This is a genomic window from Fodinicola acaciae (assembly GCF_010993745.1).
GTDB lineage: Bacteria > Actinomycetota > Actinomycetes > Mycobacteriales > HKI-0501 > Fodinicola > Fodinicola acaciae.
This window is the reverse complement of the sequence record NZ_WOTN01000003.1, coordinates 625,194-646,407: the sequence shown is the minus strand read 5'-3', so window position 1 is coordinate 646,407 and position 21,214 is coordinate 625,194. Positions and strand designations below refer to the sequence as shown.

The 21,214-nt window shown below is 67.5% G+C and carries 17 protein-coding genes; 8 read left to right on the top strand and 9 right to left on the bottom strand.

Features of this window, described 5'->3' with window-relative positions:
- Positions 1 to 23 precede the first annotated feature (23 nt).
- Both GNX95_RS29330 and GNX95_RS29325 read right to left on the bottom strand, forming a co-directional pair.
- Positions 24 to 1,235: an acetyl-CoA C-acetyltransferase gene (locus GNX95_RS29330; protein WP_163510873.1), complete on the bottom strand. Its 1,212-nt coding sequence runs from the start codon at positions 1,233 to 1,235 to the stop codon at positions 24 to 26.
- Positions 1,236 to 1,261: 26 nt separating this feature from the next.
- Positions 1,262 to 2,458: an acyl-CoA dehydrogenase family protein gene (locus tag GNX95_RS29325; RefSeq protein ID WP_163510872.1), complete on the bottom strand. Its 1,197-nt coding sequence runs from the start codon at positions 2,456 to 2,458 to the stop codon at positions 1,262 to 1,264.
- A 108-nt stretch (positions 2,459 to 2,566) separates the two neighbouring features.
- Here GNX95_RS29325 and GNX95_RS29320 point away from each other — a divergent pair, with 108 nt between their 5' ends.
- A complete protein-coding gene (locus tag GNX95_RS29320) occupies positions 2,567 to 3,754 on the top strand; it encodes a TetR/AcrR family transcriptional regulator (protein ID WP_163510871.1) in 1,188 nt (395 codons plus the stop codon).
- 59 nt (positions 3,755 to 3,813) lie between these two features.
- Here the strand turns inward: GNX95_RS29320 and GNX95_RS29315 are convergent, their stop codons facing one another.
- Positions 3,814 to 4,059 carry a PspC domain-containing protein gene (locus tag GNX95_RS29315; RefSeq protein ID WP_163510869.1) on the bottom strand — a complete coding sequence of 82 codons (246 nt, stop codon included), beginning with the start codon at positions 4,057 to 4,059 and terminating at the stop codon, positions 3,814 to 3,816.
- Positions 4,060 to 4,228: 169 nt separating this feature from the next.
- On the opposite strand from GNX95_RS29315, the gene GNX95_RS29310 reads away from it, so the two are divergent.
- The gene (locus tag GNX95_RS29310; RefSeq protein WP_163510868.1) at positions 4,229 to 4,738 is read left to right on the top strand and encodes a phosphoribosyltransferase; all 510 of its coding nucleotides are present in this window, start codon (positions 4,229 to 4,231) and stop codon (positions 4,736 to 4,738) included.
- A 657-nt stretch (positions 4,739 to 5,395) separates the two neighbouring features.
- Here the strand turns inward: GNX95_RS29310 and GNX95_RS29305 are convergent.
- Positions 5,396 to 6,733 (bottom strand): NAD(P)-binding domain-containing protein, encoded by a 1,338-nt coding sequence (locus GNX95_RS29305; protein ID WP_163510867.1) that lies wholly within the window; start codon positions 6,731 to 6,733, stop codon positions 5,396 to 5,398.
- Between the two features lie 136 nt (positions 6,734 to 6,869).
- Here GNX95_RS29305 and GNX95_RS29300 point away from each other — a divergent pair, with 136 nt between their 5' ends.
- Positions 6,870 to 7,571: a TetR/AcrR family transcriptional regulator gene (locus tag GNX95_RS29300; protein WP_163510866.1), complete on the top strand. Its 702-nt coding sequence runs from the start codon at positions 6,870 to 6,872 to the stop codon at positions 7,569 to 7,571.
- Here GNX95_RS29300 and GNX95_RS29295 read toward each other — a convergent pair.
- Together GNX95_RS29295 and GNX95_RS29290 are read right to left on the bottom strand one after the other, a co-directional pair.
- Complete coding sequence (locus GNX95_RS29295; protein WP_163510864.1) at positions 7,490 to 8,263, bottom strand: YidC/Oxa1 family membrane protein insertase; 774 nt, start codon at positions 8,261 to 8,263, stop codon at positions 7,490 to 7,492. The genes GNX95_RS29300 and GNX95_RS29295 overlap by 82 nt on opposite strands.
- Before the next feature lie 83 nt (positions 8,264 to 8,346).
- On the bottom strand, positions 8,347 to 8,619 hold the full coding sequence (locus GNX95_RS29290; RefSeq protein ID WP_163510863.1) for a DUF6412 domain-containing protein: 273 nt from the start codon (positions 8,617 to 8,619) through the stop codon (positions 8,347 to 8,349).
- A 94-nt stretch (positions 8,620 to 8,713) separates the two neighbouring features.
- Between GNX95_RS29290 and GNX95_RS29285 the strand changes: the two genes are divergently transcribed.
- Both GNX95_RS29285 and GNX95_RS29280 read left to right on the top strand, forming a co-directional pair.
- A complete protein-coding gene (locus tag GNX95_RS29285) occupies positions 8,714 to 9,427 on the top strand; it encodes an alpha/beta fold hydrolase (RefSeq protein ID WP_163510862.1) in 714 nt (237 codons plus the stop codon).
- 119 nt (positions 9,428 to 9,546) lie between these two features.
- A complete protein-coding gene (locus GNX95_RS29280; RefSeq protein ID WP_163510861.1) occupies positions 9,547 to 10,545 on the top strand; it encodes a LacI family DNA-binding transcriptional regulator in 999 nt (332 codons plus the stop codon).
- A 71-nt stretch (positions 10,546 to 10,616) separates the two neighbouring features.
- On the opposite strand, the gene GNX95_RS29275 is transcribed toward GNX95_RS29280, so the two are convergent.
- Complete coding sequence (locus tag GNX95_RS29275) at positions 10,617 to 14,444, bottom strand: GH92 family glycosyl hydrolase (RefSeq protein WP_222854026.1); 3,828 nt, start codon at positions 14,442 to 14,444, stop codon at positions 10,617 to 10,619.
- Positions 14,445 to 14,568: 124 nt separating this feature from the next.
- On the opposite strand from GNX95_RS29275, the gene GNX95_RS29270 reads away from it, so the two are divergent.
- Positions 14,569 to 15,402, top strand: a complete 834-nt coding sequence (locus GNX95_RS29270; protein ID WP_163510858.1) for an SCO6745 family protein — start codon at positions 14,569 to 14,571, stop codon at positions 15,400 to 15,402.
- 18 nt (positions 15,403 to 15,420) lie between these two features.
- Positions 15,421 to 16,785, top strand: coding sequence for a WS/DGAT/MGAT family O-acyltransferase (locus GNX95_RS29265; protein ID WP_163510856.1), 1,365 nt, complete (start codon positions 15,421 to 15,423; stop codon positions 16,783 to 16,785).
- Positions 16,786 to 17,829: 1,044 nt separating this feature from the next.
- On the opposite strand, the gene GNX95_RS29260 is transcribed toward GNX95_RS29265, so the two are convergent.
- A complete protein-coding gene (locus tag GNX95_RS29260; protein WP_163510854.1) occupies positions 17,830 to 18,972 on the bottom strand; it encodes an MFS transporter in 1,143 nt (380 codons plus the stop codon).
- Positions 18,973 to 19,019: 47 nt separating this feature from the next.
- Between GNX95_RS29260 and pdxR the strand changes: the two genes are divergently transcribed.
- On the top strand, positions 19,020 to 20,420 hold the full coding sequence (gene pdxR, locus GNX95_RS29255; RefSeq protein WP_163510853.1) for a MocR-like pyridoxine biosynthesis transcription factor PdxR: 1,401 nt from the start codon (positions 19,020 to 19,022) through the stop codon (positions 20,418 to 20,420).
- On the opposite strand, the gene GNX95_RS29250 is transcribed toward pdxR, so the two are convergent.
- Complete coding sequence (locus tag GNX95_RS29250) at positions 20,417 to 21,211, bottom strand: DUF4097 family beta strand repeat-containing protein (protein ID WP_163510852.1); 795 nt, start codon at positions 21,209 to 21,211, stop codon at positions 20,417 to 20,419. The two genes, pdxR and GNX95_RS29250, sit on opposite strands and share 4 nt — an antisense overlap.
- Between the last annotated feature and the right edge of the window lie 3 nt (positions 21,212 to 21,214).

Here is a 21,214-nt window from a genome sequence, read left to right as displayed (position 1 = left end):
GTGGTCAAGGTTTCTCTCCGGCTTCAGACGCGCTCGATGATGGTCGCTTCACCCATGCCGCCGCCGATGCACAGGGTCACCAGCGCATAGCGCGCCTCGCGGCGCTCCAGCTCGTCGACCATGGTGCCGGTGATCATCGCGCCGGTGGCGCCGAGCGGATGACCCATCGCGATGGCGCCGCCGTTGACGTTGATCTTCTCGTCCGGGATCTTGAAGTCGTCGACGTATTTCAGCACCACCGAAGCGAAAGCCTCGTTGAGCTCGAACAGATCGATGTCCTCCGGCGAGAGTCCGGCGGTGGCCAGCACCTTTTCGGTCGCCGGCGTCGGTCCGGTGAGCATGATGGTCGGGTCGGCGCCGGAGACCGCGGTCGCGACGACGCGAGCGCGCGGCGTGAGGCCGAAGTCCTTGCCGATCTGCTCGCTGCCGACCATGACCAGCGCGGCACCGTCGACGATGCCGGAGGAGTTGCCGGCCGAGTGTACGTGGTTGATCTTCTCGACCCAGTGGTATTTCTGCAGTGCCACCGCGTCGAAACCGCCGAAGTCACCGATCGCCTCGAAGGAGGCCGGCAGCTTGCCGAGACCTTCCAGCGTCGAGTCCGGCCGCATGTGCTCGTCGTGGTCGAGCAACACGATGCCGTTGCGGTCCTTCACCGGCACGACCGACTTCGCGAAATAGCCGCCGGACCAGGCGGCGGCGGCGCGCTGCTGTGACCGCAACGCGAAGTTGTCCACGTCCTCGCGGCTGAAACCCTTCAGCGTGGCGATCAGGTCGGCGCCGATGCCTTGCGGCACAAAGGAAGTGTTGTAGTTGGTCTCCGGGTCCATCGCCCACGCGCCGCCGTCCGAGCCCATCGGCACGCGCGACATCGACTCGACACCGCCGGCGAGAATCAGCTTGTCCCAGCCGGCGCGTACCTTCTGTGCCGCCGAGTTGACCGCCTCCAGGCCGGACGCGCAGAACCGGTTGAGCTGTACGCCGGCGACGGTGTCCGGCAGGCCGGCGGCGATCGCGGAGATCTTGGCGATGTCCGAGCCCTGGTCGCCGATCGGCGAGACGACGCCGAGGATGATGTCGTCGATCGCCGCCGGGTCCAGATCCGGATGGCGCCGGCGCAGCTCGTCGATCAGGCCGACGACCAGCGAGATCGGCTTGACGCCGTGCAGCGAGCCGGTTTTCTTGCCGCGTCCCCGAGGCGTACGGACGGCGTCGTAGATGAATGCTTCAGGCATGACCTTTTCCTTCCAGGCAAGGCGAATCAGAGCGTACGGGAGACGAGCTCCTTCATCACCTCATTCGCGCCACCGTAGATCTTCTGGACGCGGCTGTCGGTGAACATCCGGGCGATCGGATATTCCAGCATGTAGCCGTATCCACCGAACAACTGTAGGCACCGGTCGACCACTTCGCACTGTTGCTCGGACAGCCACGACTTGGCCATCGCCGCGGTGGACACGTCGAGCTCACCGCGCAGGTGCTTGACGATGCAGTCGTCCACGAAAACGCGGCCGATCCGTGCGATGGTCGCGCAGTCGGCCAGCTCGAATCGCGTGTTCTGCATGGCGAACAACGGTTTTCCGAAGGCCTGCCGCTCTTTCGTGTACGCGGTGGCCGCCTCCACGGCGGCCTCGATGACGCCGATGGCGGCGACCGCGATGATCAGCCTTTCCTGCGGCAGCTGCATCATCAGCTGGAAGAAGCCCTGGCCTTCCTCGGTGCCGATCAGGTTTTCCCTGGGTACGCGCAAACCGTCGAAGAACAGCTCGGCGGTGTCCTGGCTGTGCTGGCCGATTTTCCTCAGCAGCCGGCCGCGCTGGAAACCCTCGGTGTCGTCGGAAACCTCGGCGACGATCAGCGACACGCCTTTGGCACCTTCGCCGGGATCGGTCTTCGCCGCGATGATCACCAGGTCGGCCAGGTGGCCGTTGGTGATGAAGGTTTTGGCGCCGCTGATCACGTATTCGTCGCCGTCCGGAATGGCGCGCGTGGTGATCGACTGCAGGTCCGATCCGGTGCCCGGCTCGGTCATCGCGATCGCGCCGACGTACTCACCGCTGGCGAGCTTCGGCAGCCAGCGCCGCTTTTGCTCCTCGGTGCCGTACGCGACGATGTAATGCGGCACGATGCCGGAATGCACCGCCAGTTGCAGCGATGGCGCGCCGGCCTTGATCTGCTCGGTGTAGAGGACGGCCTCGTGCGCGAAGGTGCCGCCACCGCCGCCGTAGTCCTCCGGGATCGACATGCCGGCCAGGCCGAGCTCGCCGGCGCGCCGCCAGAGCTGGCGGTCCGGAAACCCCTGTTCGGCGAACTCCTCCTCGCGCGGCGCCACCTCCTTGGTGAAGAACGTGCGCGCCAACTCGCCGACCGCGCGCAGGTCGTCGTCCAGCCACGGCGACCGATAGGCCGCCGGATGCGAAGCTCCGTACGTCTGAGTCACCTCGGCCTCTCCCTGCATGACGCTAATGCGGATTAACATAGCGCCGGAGTTCTGGTGGCTGTCAAGGGATCTGGACAGCTATGGTGAGCTCCACAGTCGTTCACTTCGGCGGGATGGGGAGGCGGAATGGATTCAGTGCGGCCGAGCCGTCGTCCGGCCAACCGGCGGCGGCAGCTGGTCGAGCTGGCCGCCGACCTGTTCGCACAGCGCGGCTATCAGGCGGTCAGCATCGAGGACATCGCCACCGCGGCCGGCATCACCGGCCCCGCGCTCTATCGCCATTTCGCCGGTAAACAGGACCTGTTGGCGCAGGTGCTGCTGACCGGCCAGGAGACCATGGACGAGGCGGTCGAGGAGGCGCTGGCCGGCGGTGGTGCGCCGGCCGGGCGGCTGGACGCGGTCGTGCTGGCACTCGCCGAGCTTTCCGTACAACGGCGGGGGATCGCCGCGCTCTGGCGGTGGCAGGCCAGGCATCTGGACGAGGCCGCGCGCAACGAGGTGCGGCAACGGGGACGCAAGTTCATCCAGCGGTGGGCCGGTGAGCTGGCGCTGGCGCGGCCGGAGCTGCCGGCGGTCGACGCCGAGCTGCTGTGTACGGCCGCGTTGAGCGTGCTCGGCAGTGTCGCCGACCACCACGCCAGCCTGCCAAAACGCCGGTTCGTCTGGTTGTTGGCGCAGCTGGCGGGTGCGGTCTGCGCGAGTACGCGCGTGCCGGCGGTGGCTGCCGAGGTGGTCGACGCGACGGCACCGGTCACGCCGTCGACACGCCGCGAGCAGATCCTGGCCGCCGCGACCGAGCTGTTCGTCCAGCGTGGTTATCGATCGGTCAGCATGGAGGACATCGGCGCCGCGGCCGGCATCGCCGGACCCAGTGTCTACCGGCATTTCGCCAGCAAGGCCGACCTGCTGATGGCTGGTTGCGGCCGGTTGGCCGATCAGCTCAGCCTCGGCGCGTCGCGGGCGCTGTCCGGCGCCGCGTCACCGGCGGAGGCGCTCGATCGGCTGATCGGGTCGTACGTCGAGGTGGTGATGGAGCACGGCGAGCTGTTGCACGTCTACAACCGCGAGCTGGCGCACCTGCCCGAACGCAACCGCCAGGAGTCGCTGCGGATCCAGCGCGCGTACGTGGCGCAGTGGGTCGAGCTGCAGGTCGAGCTGTCCGGGGCGACCGCGCCGGAGGCGAAGATCGCCGTACACGCCGCGCTGACGATCATCAACGACCTGTCGCGATCCGGCCGGCTGCGCGCGCGTCCCGGTTTCGCCGCCGAGCTCGTCGGCCTCGCACACGACGTGCTGACACCGCGACGCGCGTGAATATCGAAACGACCCTTTCCACGCGCGGAAAGGGTCGTTCCGAAAACGTCTATGTGGGGTCAGCTGGCGACCGGGGTGGAGGGGACCGTGGTGGTCTCCTCGGACGGCATCAGGATCCACAGGACGGGGTAGATCAGGATCTGGCTGCCGGGGATCGCCAGCAGGATGAGGACGAACAGCAGCCGGCCGAGCCACGGGTCGAGGCCGAACCGGCGGGCCAGGCCGGCGCAGACACCGCCGAGCAGGCGGCCTTCGCGCGGACGTACGAGGCCCTGGCTGCGAAACGAGTCGTGCACGGAGTCCATGGCTATGTGTCCTTTCGGGTGCATCAGGCGCTTTCTTTTGTGCTTCCAGCATCGCGCCGAAAGGCCCGTTCCGGCATCGGGATTGACCCTGATTGGTCCCTGATATGGCTCGTCCCCGTTGTCCTCCGGCTCGATGCGAGGATTGGTCCGACACCGGCGAGGGGGAGAGATGGACGAGCGCGAGATCCTGACCTGGCAGGTCTTCGGCCAGGCCAGCCGGCGGCTGGCCGAGCTCGTGGCGGCGGACGGCTTCCGGCCCGACCTGATCCTGGCGATCACCCGCGGCGGCCTGTTCCCGGCCGGCGCGCTCGGCTACGCGCTGAGCGTGAAGAACCTGCACACCATGAACGTCGAGTTCTACACCGGTGTCGACCAGCGGTTGGAGATGCCGGTCGTGCTGCCGCCGGTGCCGCAGGCCGTCGACCTCAAAGGCGCGCGCGTACTCGTCGCCGACGATGTGGCCGACACCGGCGAGACGCTGCGGCTGGTACGCGACTTCTGCGCCGACCACGTGGCCGAGACCAGGTGCGCGGTGCTCTACGAGAAGCCGCGGTCGCTGGTGAAGTGCGAGTACGTGTGGAAGCGAACCGACCGGTGGATCGAGTTTCCATGGTCCACCGAGCCGCCGGTCGTTGCGCCGGTCGCCTCGGATGAGGCGGCGCGCCGGCTGGGTGCGTGAGGGCTTCTCTTTGGGTGCTTTAGACGGTCTGTCTACCGTTGGACTCTTTGTCTAGAGTGCGGGTTCGGCCTGGTCAGGTGGGTCTCGTGTGGGGGAGTTGGTACGGCGCCGGGTGTTGCGGTGGTGAGGTGGTTGGGTCTTCATGTTTGTTGTGTTGGGTGGGTGGTGGGTTTCGCCTGCGCGGCGGGCGCTCCTGCGCGGAGGGCGACCTCAAGGGAAGGGGCGCGTGGGCGCCAATTGGTGTGCACGGGGGTGCGGGTGGGGGTTACGGGCGGGGCTGGGTTTCTGGGCTTGCTCGTTCTCCCCGTCGGCAAGGACGCCAATCACGGAGCTGTAGCGCTACATGTCCGTCTTGCCGGTTTGTGTTTGGTAGTAGGGCCTCCTTACGTGCGTCTGACGCACGCATGGGGGCCATGCGAACATTGGGTGGCGGCCGGGGTGGTGCTGGTGTGACTGTTGCGGCTAGCAATGCAGGTGAGGCGATCTGATCGCTCAATACTTGTTTAACAAGACATCAAGCCGGACATTTGTCGCTCTTCTCGTCCGGGGAAGTCGTCACAACAGCATTACTTGCATCGAGCGCTAGTAACGCGGCATTCACGGCATTCGGGAAGCTCGCAAGGTAGACATTTAGCGCTACATGCGCTCGTGTGTCCCCTACAGCGCCACCGAACGGCCGCGGCGGCGGGCGCCGGTGCGGCGGGCCGCGCGGATTTCCGCCAGATGTTCACGGAAGTCGACCTGGATGGTGTGCCTTTTCGAGGCGACGTAACGTTTTCGCGTACGCGCGTGGTAGGCGGCGATCTCGGCGCGCATCTCGGCGGCTGGCGGCAGTACGGCCCGGCCGAGCAGCAGGTCGGCGATCCACTCGGCCTGCGCCTCGGCGATCGGCATCGTCGCGCCGAGCGGCTGCACCAGCGCCAGAAAGAACAACCCAGGAAACTCCGGCGAGACGACCCGGTGAAACAGCGACACCTCGTTGTCCGCCGCCGAGATGACCCTCGAGTCGAGGAACGGAAACGAAATCCGGTAACCGGTGCAGTAGACGACCGCGTCCACCTCCTCGACGCTGCCGTCCACGAAACGCACCTTGTCGCCGGCGAAACGGTCGATGTTGGGCTTCACCGCGATGTCGCCGTGGCCGAGCCGGGTCAGCAGGTCGTCGGAGATCGTCGGATGCGCCGACAGCACCTTGTGGTCCGGCGCCGGCAGGCCGTACGCGGTGACCGACCCGCGCGCCAGCCGCAGCATCAGCCGCAGTCCGAGCCGCTTCGTCCACAGTGGACCGAAGGACAGCGGCGACGAGGTGAGATGGTCGGTCGGCATGCCGAACAGGTATTTCGGCACCACGTGCGCGCCGCGACGGATGGCCAGGAAGGTGCGCGCCGCGACCCGCGAGGTCTCGACCGCGATGTCACAGGCCGAGTTTCCGATCCCCAGCACCACAACCCGCGCTCCGGCGAACTCGTCCGGCGTCTTGTAGTCGTGCGAATGCAGCTGCCGGCCGGTGAAACCGCCGGGAAACGGCGGCTCCGGCCAGCGCGCGTCCCAGTGGTGGCCGTTGGCGACGAGTACGGCGCCGTACGTCCGGGTCTGCTGCCGGCCGTCCGCGTCGCGCGTGGTCACCTCGAAACCGCCGCCGGAACACGGCTCGACCGACTCCACGGTGGTGCGAAAAGCGATCCGTTCCCGCAGGCCGAAATGGTCGACGAAGTCGTCGAAATACGCGGCGATCTGCGTGTGGTGCGGATAGGTCGGATAGTCCTCGGGCATCGGATACGCGGCGTACTGCATGATCTGCCGCGAGGTGTTGATGTGCAGCGACCGGTATGCCGACGACATGCCGTTGTCGTTGAGATAGCGCCAGTTGCCGCCGACCTCCGAGCCGGACTCGAAGCAGTCGAAGTCGACGCCGCGAGCCTGCAGCACCTGGCACGCGGCGATCCCGGACGAGCCGGCGCCGACGACACAGGCCTTTCGGCGAGCGGTGCTCATGACCCTCCATGACCGGGTGGTCGCTTAGATGTACGGCAACCGGCGACGCACTGTCAAACGTGCGCGACAAGCGGAGATTGACAACGATTGTGGCCGTCACGCACCATGATCGGAAGATTACTCAGTGAGGAGTACGGTGCCGACATCGACCTGGGACAACCTGTCCGCCGAGCGGCGCGAGCGGGTGCTGGCCGCGGCCATGCGCGAGTTTGGTCGGTGCGGCTATTCGGCCGGCAGCCTCAACGCGGTGGCGCGCGAGGCCGGGGTCGCCAAGGGCTCGCTGTTCCAGTATTTCCCCGACAAGCTCGACTTCTTCTCCTATGTCGCCGAATACACCTCGATCCGGGTCCGCAACCAGATGACCCGCTGGCTGGCCAGCATCGACCCGGAGCGGCCGTTTTTCGAGTTCCTGCTGGAGTTGGTCGACGCGTGGATGCGTTATTACGCCGAGCATCCGCTGGAGCGCGGCGTCACCGCGGCGACCAACCTGGAGCTGGATCCGCAGGTGCGCACGGCCGTACGCGCACCGGTCAACCGCATCTATGTCAACACGATCCGGCCTTTCGCGGAGCGCGCGGTGTGTCGTGGCGACCTCTATCCGGAGGCAGACCTGGACGCGTTCATCTCGCTGCTGGTGTTGTTGCTGCCGCATCTCGCGCTGGCGCCGCACCTGCCGGGGTTGGACGTTTCGGTGCCGATGTACGGCGTCAGCGACGAGAGCAGAGCCGACGCGGCGCGCCGGCTGCTGCTTGGCATCTACGTGGGCTTCGGTCCATTGCCGGACGGCAACGACGTCTGGACCGTCGCGTCGCCGCGGCCGGCGGTCGCCACCGGATGAAGCCACATCGTCCGCTCGGCCAGTGACCACGCCATCGTGGTGACCACGTAGAGACCGGCAGCCAGCGGCAGGAACATCGCGAAGACGACCGTCCCGTACGGCAGCAGCCGGAGCAGCCGCTGCGTCACCGTCTGGCTGTCCGGTGGCGGCACCAGCCGCCGCTGCCGCCGGATCGTCAGCCAGACGATGACCGCCAACACCGCGAACAGGCACAGAAAAACCGGGGTGTTGGCCAGGCCGTGACCGAACAGGTCGGTGATCCACACCGCACGCAGCGGCGTTCCCAGAAGCGTGTGCGCGAGCAGGTCGTTGCTCTGGCCGGCCACCGTCGGCGCGGTGAACAGCCGATAGGTCACCATGAAAAACGGCATCTGGGCGAGCAGCGGCAGGAATCCCGCGTACATCGACACGCCGTTTGCCTTGTGCAGCTTGGACAACTCCTGCTGCAGCCGCTCAGGGTCGGTCAGATGCTTGCGATAGATCTCCTGCGACTGCGGAGCGACGACCGCCCGCGCACGTTCGCCGCGGATCGCCAGCCAGCTCAGCGGCAGCAGCACCAGCCGGATGGCCATCGTGAACAGGACAACCGCCGCGGCCGCGGCGGTCACGCCGAGCAACGGGGTCAGCGCGCCGGCCAGCGCGCTGAACAGGAAGTGAGCGCCGGCGACCGGCCACTCCAGAAGGTCAGGCATTCATCCACCACTTGGCGTCTCGAATCGAACAGGGCCGCGTTGGCCGCGTCTGGCGTCTGCCTCGACCTGGTGCGAGGACAGACTCAGGCAGCCGAAACGCGCGGCGCCGGTGCTCGGGGACGGCGACGGCCAGCGGTGCCGGGGTCACGCAGCCGTACGACCGACGGCCGGCGGAACAGCTCGCGGATCGCGACGCCGCGTGCGGCCGGAGCCGCCGGCGGCACCCGCCGGGCCCACTGGTATGCGACGGCCGCGGCCAGCACGGTCGCCAGCACCGCACCGGCGATCCAGGCCGACGACCCGCCGGCGAGCTGGGCCAGAAGCAACACCGAGAACAATGTCGTCAACGTCCGCATCTGGCCCCCCTTCCGGTGAATCTCCTCTGCGAATACTGTACGCCGGCTGAGAAACGTCTTGGTCGGACGATAATCGCACGGGTAGTTTCGAGAAATGGGTTTAGCGCGGACGGTGGAGGTCGGACCGGTCAAACTCGCGTTCCGGGAATGGGGTGACCCGGCGGCCGCGCCGGTGGTCTTGCTGCACGCGCTCGGCGACACCGCCGCCGACTGGGAGACGGTGGCGACGCGGCTCGCCGACTCCTTCCACGTCTTCGCGATCGACCTTCGCGGCCACGGCGGCAGCGACCGGGCCACGCACTATTCGATCGACGGCATGCGCGATGACGTCTGTGGATTCCTGGACGCGCTCGGCCTCGCCGGCGCACACCTGGTCGGACATTCGCTCGGCGGCATGGTCGGCTATCTGGTCGCCGCCAAGCGTCCGGATCTGGTCGGCCGGCTGGTGCTGGAGGAGGCGCCGGCGCCGGTGCCGGTCGACCCGCCGCGCGGCGAGCCCGCACGTCCGGCCGGTCCGCTGGAGGTCGACTGGGCCGCGGTGGTGGCGCTGTACGCGCAGCGCGACCAGCCGGATCCGTGCTGGCTGGACGCGCTGGACCGGGTCAGCGCGCCGACGCTGCTGGTCTGCGGCGGCACCGCGAGCACCCTGCCACAGGAGCAGTTCCTGCTGATCGCCGAGCGCATCGCCGACAGCCTGCTGGTCACCATCCCGTCCGGACACGACGTACACGCGACGCGGCCGGACGACTTCGCCGCCGCCGTCCTGGAGTTTCTCGAGTTGAGCGCTCCACCGGTAATCGATTACTGATATCGCCGAGCCCGGAAACCCCCGATTCAACGGACAAAATCGGCAGTCCACAGAGGACTTTCGGCCAAAGATGCGCGCCGGTCGACACCTAAACTCGCGCGACAGTGCAGAATCAACACATGCGTGCCAGCCTGAAAGACGTGGCGGCCCGGGCCGGGGTGTCCACGATGACCGTCTCCAACGTGCTCAACAACAAGGCGTCGGTGGCGCCGGCGACCAGAGAGCGGGTGCAGGCCGCGGTGGCTGAGCTCGGCTATCGGCCGAGCCTGTCCGCGCGCAACCTGGCGCGCGGCCGGTCCGGCGTGGTCGCGCTGGCGCTGCCGGAGATCAGCATCCCGTACTTCGCCGAGCTGGCGGGGCACATGATGGTGGAGGCGGAGAAGCGCGACTGGACGCTGGCCGTCGAGCAGACCAACTACGACCGCGAGCGCGAGATGGCGTTGCTGTCCGGTGGTCGCGGACACCTGATCGACGGCGTGCTGATGTTTCCGTCCGCGGTGTCGGCGGAGGACATCCCGGAAGGCGGGTCCGCGCTGCCGACCGTGCTGTTCGGCAACCCGGCCGGTGAGCCGGTCGTCGACCACGTGGTGATCGACAACGCCGCCGCCGGCCAGCAGGCGACCGCACACCTGCTGGAGTCGGGCCGGCGGCGGGTCGCGCTGATCGGTCCGTCGTACGAGCCGCGCAGCCGCCGCCAGTCGCCACGGGTCGCCGGCTATCGGCGCGCGTTGAAGGCCGCCGGCATCGCGGTCGAACGTGACTACACCGAGCAGGGTGGCCTCTACAGTCGCGAGGACGGCGAGCACGCGATGGAGCGGCTGCTCGCGCTGAAGACGCCGCCGGACGCCGTGGTGTGCCTCAGCGACCTGCTCGCGATGGGTGCGATGCGCGCGATCCAGCGCAGCGGCCGGCGGGTCGGGGACGAGGTGGCCGTCGTCGGCTTCGACGACATCGAGGACTCCGCATACCTGACGCCGAGCCTGACCACCATGCGACCGGACAAGGCGCAGCTCGCCGAGCTGGCCATCGACGCGCTGGACAAGCGGCTGAGCGACGACACCGCGACCCCGCAGGTCTGGCGCGCCCGCTGCGAACTGGTCGTACGCGACAGCGCCTAACCCCCGCCGAGGGTGACGTTTTGACGGTGTCCTCCGGCCGCTGGACCGTCAAAACGTCACCCTCGGCAGGGTCAGCTGAGCAGTTCGACCTCGGCCAATGACAGGGTGCCGGTGGACCCTGTTGACTCAGTGATCCGCAGCCGGTACGACGAGTAGTCCGCCGGATGCGCCAACGCGAAGGCGCGCGTCTGCAACCGCCAGGCGAAGGTCTGGTTCGTCTGGGTGTCGACGGCCGTCCAATGCGTGCCATCTGACGATCCCTCCAGGACCCACGACTTCGGATCGCCCGGCACCGCACCGGACGTCAGCGTGTACGCCGCCGCCTTGCCGGAGCCGAACGTCAACGTCGGTGTCGCGGAGGCGAAAGTCGCACGTGTCGCGGTCGTGTTGTCGACCAGCGAGCTCACGTCCGTGCCGTCGTCCGAGGTGATGCTCGTCAGCTTGTCGGACCACGGCGTCGGCACCGCGTCGCCGGTGGTGATCGACGGCGGCGCGGCCGACGGGGAGGTGCCCCAGCGCGACGGCGTCGGACCCATGACGAAGTCCAGCGTGCCTCCGCGGGACAGCAGATCCGCCGGCAGATACGTCCTGTCCCACGGCTTTCCGTTGACCCGCAGGCCTTGTACGTAAACATTGCGCGCGCTGTTGTTCGGCGCGTCGACGACCAGCTGACGGCCGTTTTGCAGGTGGATGACCGCGCGCTTGTAGAGCGGCGAGCCGATCGCGTACGACGGACTTCCCATCTGCAGCGGATAGAAGCCGAGCGAGCCGAAGATCTGCCAGGCCGACATCTCGCCGTTGTCCTCGTCGCCGGGATAACCCTGGCCGATCTCGCTTCCGATGTACAGCCGCGAAAGTGCCTCGCGGACCAGCGCCTGCGTCTTCGACGGCTGGCCGGCGTAGTCGTACATGTAGATGATGTGGTGCGACGGCTGGTTGCTGTGGCCATACTGGCCCATCCGCACGTCGCGTGCCTCGGTCATCTCGTGGATGACGCCGCCGTACGAGCCGGGATGGGTCGCGGTTTCCGGCGTCGAGAAAAACTGGTCGAGTTTCCTGCCGAGCCCGGCGCGGCCGCCGTAGAGGTTGGCCAGGCCCTGGCCATCCTGCGGCACGGTGAAGGCCATTCCCCAGCCGTTGGTCTCGGTGTAGTCGCCACCCCAGTCCCTCGGGTCGTACGCCTCCGGCGCCTTGTTCCACGTGCCGTCGGCCTTGCGTCCCTGGAAAAAGCCGACGCTCTTGTCGAACATGTGCACGTAGTTCTGCGCCCGGTTGCGGAAATACCGATAGTTGGACAGGTATTCCGAGCGCCGCGGATCGCTCGCCGAACTGCGGTCGTACAACGCCTTCGAGAGGTTGGCGATGCCGAAGTCGTTGACATAGCCCTCCATGGCCCACGACATGCCTTCGCCGGTGCTGGTCGGTGTGTAGCCGAGGAAAATGGAGCTGGCCAGGCCTTTACGGCCGACGCTCTCGTTCGGCGGCGTGACGGTCGCGTTGCGCAGCGCCGCGTCGTACGCGGCCTTCACGTCGAAGTTGTCGACACCCTTGAGATACGCGTCGGCGAAGGCGACATCGGAGCTGGTGCCGGTCATCAGGTTGGCATAGCCGGGAGACGACCACCGCGGCACCCAGCCGCCGTCGGCGTAGAGCTGCAGGAATCCACCGATCATCTCGCCGGCGTCTTTTGGCGTCAGCAACGAGTACGCCGGCCAGGTCGTCCGGTAGGTGTCCCAGAAACCGTTGTTGACATAGACTTTTCCGTCGCGTACGGCCGATCCGGTCTCGGTCGGTGTGTCGGCGCCGGTACGCGGTGCGGTCGGACTGGCATAGCGATAGACGGGTTTGGCCGCCGTGCCGGTGTTTTCGAAGCCGGAGTTGGGATAGAGGAAGAGCCGGTAGAGGTTGGAATACAGCGTGGTGAGCTGGTCGGTGCTCGCGCCGGACACCTCGATAACGGAAAGTTTGGCGTCCCACAGGGCTTTCGCGGCCGCGCGTACCCGCTCGAAGCTCGCCGAGCCGACCTCCAGGTCCAGGTTTTTCCTTGCCTGCGCCACGCTGATCAGCGAGGTGGCGATCCGCATGGTCACCGTGCTCGCCGACCCGAAGGACAGATAGCCGGCGACGTTGGAGCCGGCCGCCTTGCCGCTGCCGGTCACCGCCTTGTCGAAGGTGGCATAGACGAAGATTCGCCCGGCACCGATGGAAAGTCCGCTCTTCACGTCGGAATAGCCGGTGAGCGTACGTGCCGCCGGGTCGAAGGTCAGGCCGCCGCCGTTGTTGACGTTGTCGAAAATCAGGTTGGCGGCTGTGCCAGGAAAACTGAACCGGAAAACTGCCGCGTGGTCGGTCGGCGTCAGCTCGGTGCGTACGCCATTGGTGAACTTCACGCCGTAGTAGTCCGGCGAGGCGACCTCGTCGGCGTGCCGGAAGGGCAGCGCGCGGGCCGTACGACCCGTGTCGGTCGCCACCGACGGCATGACCTGGAACGTCTGCCGGTCGCCCATCCACGGGCTCGGCTCGTGGCTGAGGCTGAAGGCCTGCAGCTCAGGCAGGTTCTGCGCGTCGTTGGCGCGGTTGTACTCGTACAGCCAACTGGTCGAGCCGGCGTTGGTCACCGGAGTCCAGAAGTTGAAGCCGTGCGGCACCGCGGTCGCCGGGAAGTTGTTGCCACGCGAGAAATTGCCGCTGGCCTGCGTGCCGCGGGTCGTCACCACGTAGTCGGACGGCCGCTGGTAGCACTTTCGCGCCGGATGACCGGAAATCGTGATGTCGTCGACCCAGCCGCGGAACATCGCCGCGCCGTTGGGACTGTCGTATCCGAGCAGGATGCGGACGATCCGCTTGCCGGCGGCCACTTTTCCGATGTCCGCCGAGATGTTGTTCCACTGGTTGGCATAGATCGCCTTCGAGCTGCCCTGCGACACCGGGTCGAGCCGGACACCGTGCTGGTCGACGGCGCCGAGCGAGCTCAGGTAGCTGCCGTCGCTGAAGGCCAGGTCGACCGCCACGAAAGTGCTGGAATAGCGCAGATCGTCGCCGGTCAGCTCCGGAAACAGCAGGTAGGACAGCGACGTGTCGCGGTTGACCGGCACGGACACGTCGAAGATCTTGTTGTACGAGAAGCCGCGTCCGGCCGCGGTTTGCGTGCCGGCGTAGCGCAACGAGTGCAGGCCGGTGAAGCCGACGTTGGCCTTGGCGGCCGGCGCGCTCGCCGGTCCGGTGGACAGCGAGGTCTGCATGTTGGGCAGCGGCGGATCGTTTTTCGGGTCGATCGCGAGCTGCCATTCCGAGGCTTGCAGGATGTCGGCGCCGGCGTTGGCCGTGATGGTCAGCCGATAGAACTTGTACGCCGTCGTGTTGGCGACATCGTACTGCTTCATCTGGAACCTGCTGGAAAAACTCTCGCCGCTGCGACTGTCCACAGTGGTCCATGCGGAGCCGTCGGTGGATCCCTCGACCTTCCAGTCCTTCGGATCGCGGGTCGGCTCGTCGTTGGCCGACGCGATGCCGTATTTGACGATCGCCATCGGCTCGGACAGCTCGTACTGAACCCAGCCGGTCGGCGCGAAGGCCAGCCATTTGCTGTGTACGTCACCGTCGGCGAGGTTTTCCTTCACCTCACCGCCGCCGGTGTTCTCCGCGCTGGCGGTGATCTTGGCGATCTTGTCGGAGATGTTGCCGGGAATGCCGGTCGAGAACGCGGAGTTGACGTTGGCCGCACGCGGACGTCCGGCTCGATCGGTTTCGACCGTGTTTGTCCAGGTAATCGGCGGATCGGTGGATTCGAACGACGACTGGAATTCGCCCGGCGCCGCCTGCGCGACCGTCGGCGTGCTGAACAAGGCCAGCGGCACGAAAAGCGCCGCCGTCACGAAACCGGCCACCAACCTGCGCACATGTCCTCCCACAAAATTCCGGCGTGTCACCTAAACGCAGGCCGTAGCCAGCCGTCAACAGGCAGCGAGGGAGAAATTGTGATCCAGGCCGCATAAGGACGGCCGCGGTGCGTACGCTGGCGGCGTGAACGAGTTGTGGGGACTGATCGAGGCCTGTCACGCGCCGGTGTATTTCGCGCCGCAGGCGCGCGAGGAGTACGCGGCGGCCGGGCTCAAGGGCTTCTGGATGGGATACGTCGCGGCGCGGTCCGGGCCGCTCGGCGCGGTGCCACCCGGCGCGGTGACGGCGATGTTCTACAACTTCGCGCCGGCGCGGATCGACCGCGCGCTGCCGGACGCCTGGAGCCTGTCCAGCCCGGCCGAGGCGGTCGCGGCGCACCAGCGCATCGCGGACGTACGCTTGCGCGAGCTGCTCGGCGAGACGGCGGGCGATCCGGCGCTGGAGACACTCGCCGAGGCGCTCGGCGAGGTGATCCTCGAGCTCGACGCCGCCGGCCGGCCGCTGTTCGCCGGCCACGCCGCGCTGGCCGTACCGGACGAGCCGCACCTCGCGCTGTGGTGGGCCGCCACGGCGTTGCGCGAGTTTCGCGGCGACGGCCACGTGGCCGCCTTGCTCAGCGCGGAAATCGACGGGTGCGCGGCGAACGTGCTGGCTGTCGCGGCCGGTCAGGTGCCGCCGGAGCAGCGCGAGTTTCGTGGCTGGACCGAGCCGGAGTGGGACGACGCCATCGACCGCCTTCGCGGTCGCGGCTGGCTCGACGCGGACGGTCGACTCACCGATCGCGGCGTGCGGGCACGCACCGAGGTCGAGGCGCTGACCGACCGCCTCGCCGCACCGGCCGACCGCGCGATCGACGATCGCTTCGGGGTGGCGCGGCTGGTCGACGCGCTGCGTCCGGTGGTGGCGAAAACCGCGGCCGGCCTGCCGTTCCCCAATCCGATCGGACTTGTGCTCTAACCGAAACGAGGTCGTGCGATGATGCCGATGCCGATCACCGACTCGATGTTTCTGCTGCTCGAGTCGCGCGAGCATCCGCTGCACGTCGCCGGCCTGCAGTTGTACGACATACCGGACGGCGCCGGCCCGGACTATGTCTATGACCTGCACCGAAAGATGCTCGCCGCGGCCGACATACAACCGCTGTTCCGGCGGCGGCCGCGGCGCGGCCTGACCTCCTTCGGGCAGTGGGCCTGGCAGTCCGACGACGATCTCGACCTGGAATATCACGTACGGCTGTCGGCACTGCCGCGGCCAGGAAAGATCCGGCAATTGTTGGAGCTGGTGTCGCGGCTGCACGGCTCGCTGCTGGACCGGCACCGGCCGCTGTGGGAGTTCCACCTGATCGATGGGGTGGAAGGCAATCGCTATGCCACGTATACGAAAGTCCATCACGCGCTGGTCGACGGAGCCTCGGCGACGCGTCAGCTCGTACGCATGCTGACCACCGACCCCGCCGACCTGGACTGCCGGCCTTTCTGGTCCGTACGGCCGAAAACGCCCAGCAAACCGGTCAACGGCACCGAATTTTCGCTGTCGGCGGTGACTTCCGGCGTGTCCGACGCCCTGGGGATCGCGCCGGCGGTCGTCCGCACCGGCCTGCAGACGCTCCGCGAACAGGCCATGACAATGCCTTTCCAGGCACCGAAAACCGTACTCAACGTCAACATCGGCGGCGCCCGCCGGTTTGCCGCGCAGTCCTGGCCGATGGACCGGATCCGCGACCTGGGACGGAAAACCGGCGCGACCGTCAACGACATCGCACTCGCCATGTCGGCCGGCGCGCTGCGCCGCTATCTGCTGGAACTCAACGCGCTGCCGGCGGCGCCGCTGGTCGCGATGGTGCCGGTGTCGCTGCGCGGCGCGCGACTTTCCTCGGACGCGACCGGAAACTCCGTCGGCACGATCCTGTGCTCGCTGGCCACCGACATCCCCGACCCGGCCGTACGCCTCGACCAGATCGTCACCACGATGCTGACCAGCAAGCGGACGTACGCGCAGCTGACCCCGCTGCAGATCACCGCACTGTCCGCACTCATGGCCGGCGGAGCGGCGCTCGCACCGATCCCCGGCATGACACAGCTGACGCCGCCGGCCTTCAACCTGATCATCTCCAACGTACCCGGCCCGACCGAAGAGATGTATTTCGACGGCGCCAAACTCACCGGGACGTATCCGGTGTCGTTCCTGCTGGACGGACAGGCGCTGAACATCACCCTCACCTCACACGCCGGCAGCCTCGACTTCGGGGTGGTCGGATGTCGGCGCAGTTTGCCGCATCTGCAGCATTTTCTGGGTCATCTCGACGCGGCGTTGGTGGAGTTGGAGCGGGCTGCGGGGTGAGAGCGGGTGGGGGGTGGTGGTCGGAGAGGGCGGGGGTTGTTGGGTGGGGAGGTGGTTGGGGTTTCTGGTTGTTGTGTTGGGTGGGTGGTTGCGTCTCTTGTTTGTTGAGTCTGTGGGTGGTTGGGTTTTCGCCTGCGCGGCGGGCGCTCCTGCGCGGAGGGCGACATCAAGGGAGGGGCGCGTGGATGCCGATTGGTGTGCATGGGGGGTGCGGGTGGCGGTTGTGGGCGGGGCTGGGTCTCCAGCCAGGTCACGTTTGGGAAGCGACCCGTCGGGATGGACGCCAAACGATCGTGCTGTGGCGGCTGACTGCGTATACTTGTTTAACAAGACATCAAACCGGACATTTATCGCAGCCCGGCAGTCACAACAGCATTATCAGCCTCAGTAGTCACACCCGTCACAGCCTCCAGGGATCGCGACGGCGTGAAAGCCTTGTTTCTCGCGTCCAGTGCAAGTAACTCGACATCCATGCCATCCGCGAACCGCGCAAGGCGGACATTTAGCGCTCCATGCGCCTTTGCGTCCCACATACTTGACCTTCACGCCACCCACCGAGACGCCACCGCAGCTCCGGCGCCCCAGCCACACTCCTGGTCCGGTTTGTCCGTTCTCCCCCGTCGGCGAGCTCTGCTTGAGCACATTCTGGCCGGGTCTGCCGCGTACGCAAACCAACCACCCACCCAAGCTCGGCAGGCCCGGCCAGAATGTGCTCATCCTCCGGACGCCGACGGGGGAGAACGGACAAACCGGACCACACCACGTACGAAACCGCACCCGCGGCACCCAACCGGACCAACGACGGGACCCCGCGCGCCCCTCCCCTTGAGGTCGCCCTCCGCGCAGGAGCGCCCGCCGCGAAGGCGAAACCACCCTCAAAACGCAACAAAAATGAAGAGCCTGCGCCCCTCCCAACGCAACAATCTGGAAAACCCCGACCCTCCCAACGCAACAACTAGGAAAACCCCCGACCCTCAGAACGCGACAACCAGAAAACGCAACAGCCTAAAACCGACCCCCTACAGCCCCCAAACCGCTTTCGTCCTACCGCGCCGCCCGGCGGAAACCAGCAATGATGATCAGCATGAGGGCGGCCGTCGCGGCGAAGGCTGGAGAATAGCCTAGTTGGGTGGCGGCCAGGCCGAAGGCGGCGGCGCCCCAGCCCCAGCCGGCGTCGTAGGCGATGTTCCACACCGCGCTCACGGATCCGAAGCTGGCCGGCGAAACCCGGCTCAGCATGAGGGTCATACTGGCGTTCTGCGCGACCCCGAAGCCGGCGCCGAAGACCGCCATGCCGGCGAGGACCGTGACCGGATTGTGCGTGACGACCAGCGGCAACAGTCCGATGGCGGCGACTGTCGCACCTGGTACGAGCAGCTTGCCGGCGCCGTAGCGGTCGCCGTATCGGCCGGCCAGCCAGCGGAAACCGGTCGCGGCGGCGGCCTGGACGAACAGGCCGGCGGCGGCGACCGAGCCGCCGGTGATGGCCAGCGGCAGGAATCCGGCGACGATGCCGCCGGCCATCGCGGTGGTGGCGAACACGATCGCCGGCCGGTTCAACGCGGGCGTACGCAGGCTGGCCAGCACACCGACCGGTTTGTCGTCGCCCGGCGCGGTGACCGGGATCCACGGAATGGCCAGCAGGCCGACCAGAGCCGCCACACCACCGATCGTGAACGCCGCGGCGAAGCCAGCCACGTTGGCCAGCCAGATGCCGGCCGGCAGCGCGAGCACTCCCGGCAGGCACGCGACCATGCCGGTGATGCCGAGTCCTTCGCCGCGGCGCTCCGGCGGCAGCAGCGTGGCGATCAGCGCGCCGGCGACCACCATGATGATCGCGAAGCCGACGCCGCGTACCAGGCTGACGATCATCACCGTCGCCATCGTCGACGGAAATGCCAGCACGAGCGCCGGCAGACCGAGCAGCGTGAGGCCGGCGGCGAAGACGCGGCGATAGCCGAGCCGGATCACCAACCGCGGCGTGACCAGCTCGGCGACGACGGTCGCGGTCATCAGCAGGCCGGTGGACAGGCCGGCCGCGGCGCCGCTGTCGCCGAGCGTGGCGGTGAACAGCGGCACCACCGAAAGCAGCAGGTAGAAGCTGGTCAGCGCGCCGAAGTTGGCGGCCACCACCAGGACCAGCCCCCGGCTGAGGAGCCGTGGCCGAGTGAGCGTCGCGGTTGTCATGCCAAGGACGCTAGGCGGCAACCGGATCGGCGCTAAGCTCCAATTCCATGCCAATCGAGTGGTCCGGTTTGAGTCCGGAGCTGTTGCTGTCGATGGACCGCACGTCCGCGGTGCCGCTGCGGTCACAGCTGGAGGACGCGTTGCGCGCGGCGATCCGATGTGGCCGGCTGCAGGTCGGCGAGCGGCTGCCGTCGTCCCGCGAGTTGGCGCGAGCGCTGGGAGTTTCCCGCGGTCTGGTGCAGGAGTGCTTCGGTCAGCTGCAGGCGGAGGGCTATCTGAGTACGCGCGTCGGCTCGGCCACTCGCGTCGCGGCCGGTGCTTGCGACGTGCCGGCACCGGCCGCGCCGGCGCCGCCGCCAGCCAGGCTGCGCGCGGACTTCCGCCACGGTGTGCCGGACCTGGCCAGCTTTCCGCGCGCCGACTGGCTGTGGACACAGAAGGAAATCAGCCGTGACGCGGCAAACGAGACCTTCGACTATGGCGATCCACAGGGAAACCTGGAATTTCGCGGCGTACTGGCGGCATATCTGCGGCGCGTACGGCAAATCGTCGCCTCACCGGAGTGCATCGTCGTGTGCTCAGGCTTCGCGCAGGGACTGACGGTCGTTTTGACGGCATTGATGGCAAAAGGAGTGCGGAGGGTCGCCTTCGAGGATCCCGGCTACGAGGAGGCCGGCATCGCCCATCGCCAGCGGTTGCACGGTTTCGAGGCGGTCCGCGTGCCGGTCGACGAACAGGGGATCGACGTGGACGCGCTGGCGGCCTCCGGCGCCGACGCGGTGGTCATCACGCCGGCGCACCAGTGGCCGACCGGAGTCGTACTCGCACCTGAGCGCCGGCATGCCTTGCTGGAGTGGACAAAACGCACCGGCGGATTCATCGTCGAGGACGACTACGACGCCGAGTTTCGTTACGACCGCGACCCGGTCGGCGCGTTGCAGGGGCTGGCGCCGGACTGCGTCATCGCGCTCGGCACGGCCAGCAAGTCGCTGGCTCCGGCGATCCGGATCGGCTGGGCCGTCTGTCCGCCGTCGCTGGCTTCGTTGGTGGCGGAGACAAAACACGAGAGCGACCGTGGTACGCCGGTCTTCGAACAGCTGGCGATGGCGAAGCTGATGGAGTCCGGCCGTTTTCACCGGCACCTGCGGCGCATGCGCAGCGTGTATGCGGCTCGGCGGGCGGCTCTGGTGGAGGCGCTCGCCGAGCACGCACCGTCGATCGAGATCACCGGTCTCGCCGCTGGCCTGCACGCGGTCGCGCATTTGCCTGCTGGCGTTGACGAAACCTCGGTGATCGCCGCCGCGCGCGAACGCTCGGTCGGCCTTTACGGCATGGCCGAGTGCCGCTCCGACCATGCCGTCCTGCCGGGACAGTTGCTGCTGGGCTTCGGAAACATCGGCGAGCGTACGATCCGCGAAGGCATCGCCACGATCGCCGACCTTTTCTAATGCCGATAATCGATCCGTACGTCACCGGAGTCGGAGCGCACCGAGATCCTCGCGCCGGCACCCTGTTTGACGCCGACGGAGCTTTGTCCGGAGTCGATGGTGAGCTGCACGGCGTAAACGTCCGCCGACGTACCGGTGCGTGGCACGGTGATGCCGACGCCACCGGAATCGGCCGACACGTTCACCGATGCCGGCGGCGCGCTGAATCCGAGCGTCACCGATCCGGATTCGGCCGCCACGTCCACATTGGTGCTGCGCAAGGCATTCGCGCTGACCCTGCCGGAGTCGGCGCGTACGATCAGCGGCCCGGACAGGCCGAAAGTCGTGACGTCACTGGAAGAAGCCGCCACGGCGACCTTGCCGGACAGGCCGCGCGCGGTCACCACGCCGGAGTCCGTGTGGAGGTCGAGCACGGTCCGCGGCGGCACCGTGATCGCGTACGCGATGCGGCACTTGCGGCCGAAAACGCTGCTGGGACACCGAAGCGTGACCTGCAACGTGGTGCCCGACCAGATCTCGGTGACGGTCGGCGTCCAGCCTTGCGTCGCCTCGACGACGCGTCGGCTGGACACCTGATTGGCGGCACCGGCGGTCACGGACACCGACGCGGCATTGCCGTCGACTCGCAACGTGGTGATCGGCTGGAGATACGTCTTCGTCTGGTTGGTCGTCTGCGTCGCCAGCAACCCCCACCCGAAAATCGCCACCGCAACGGCGCCGATGAGGATGACGACGCCGCCGGCGATCCACCAGATCACCCGGCCGCCCGACTCCGTCTTCGTGACGGTCATGGA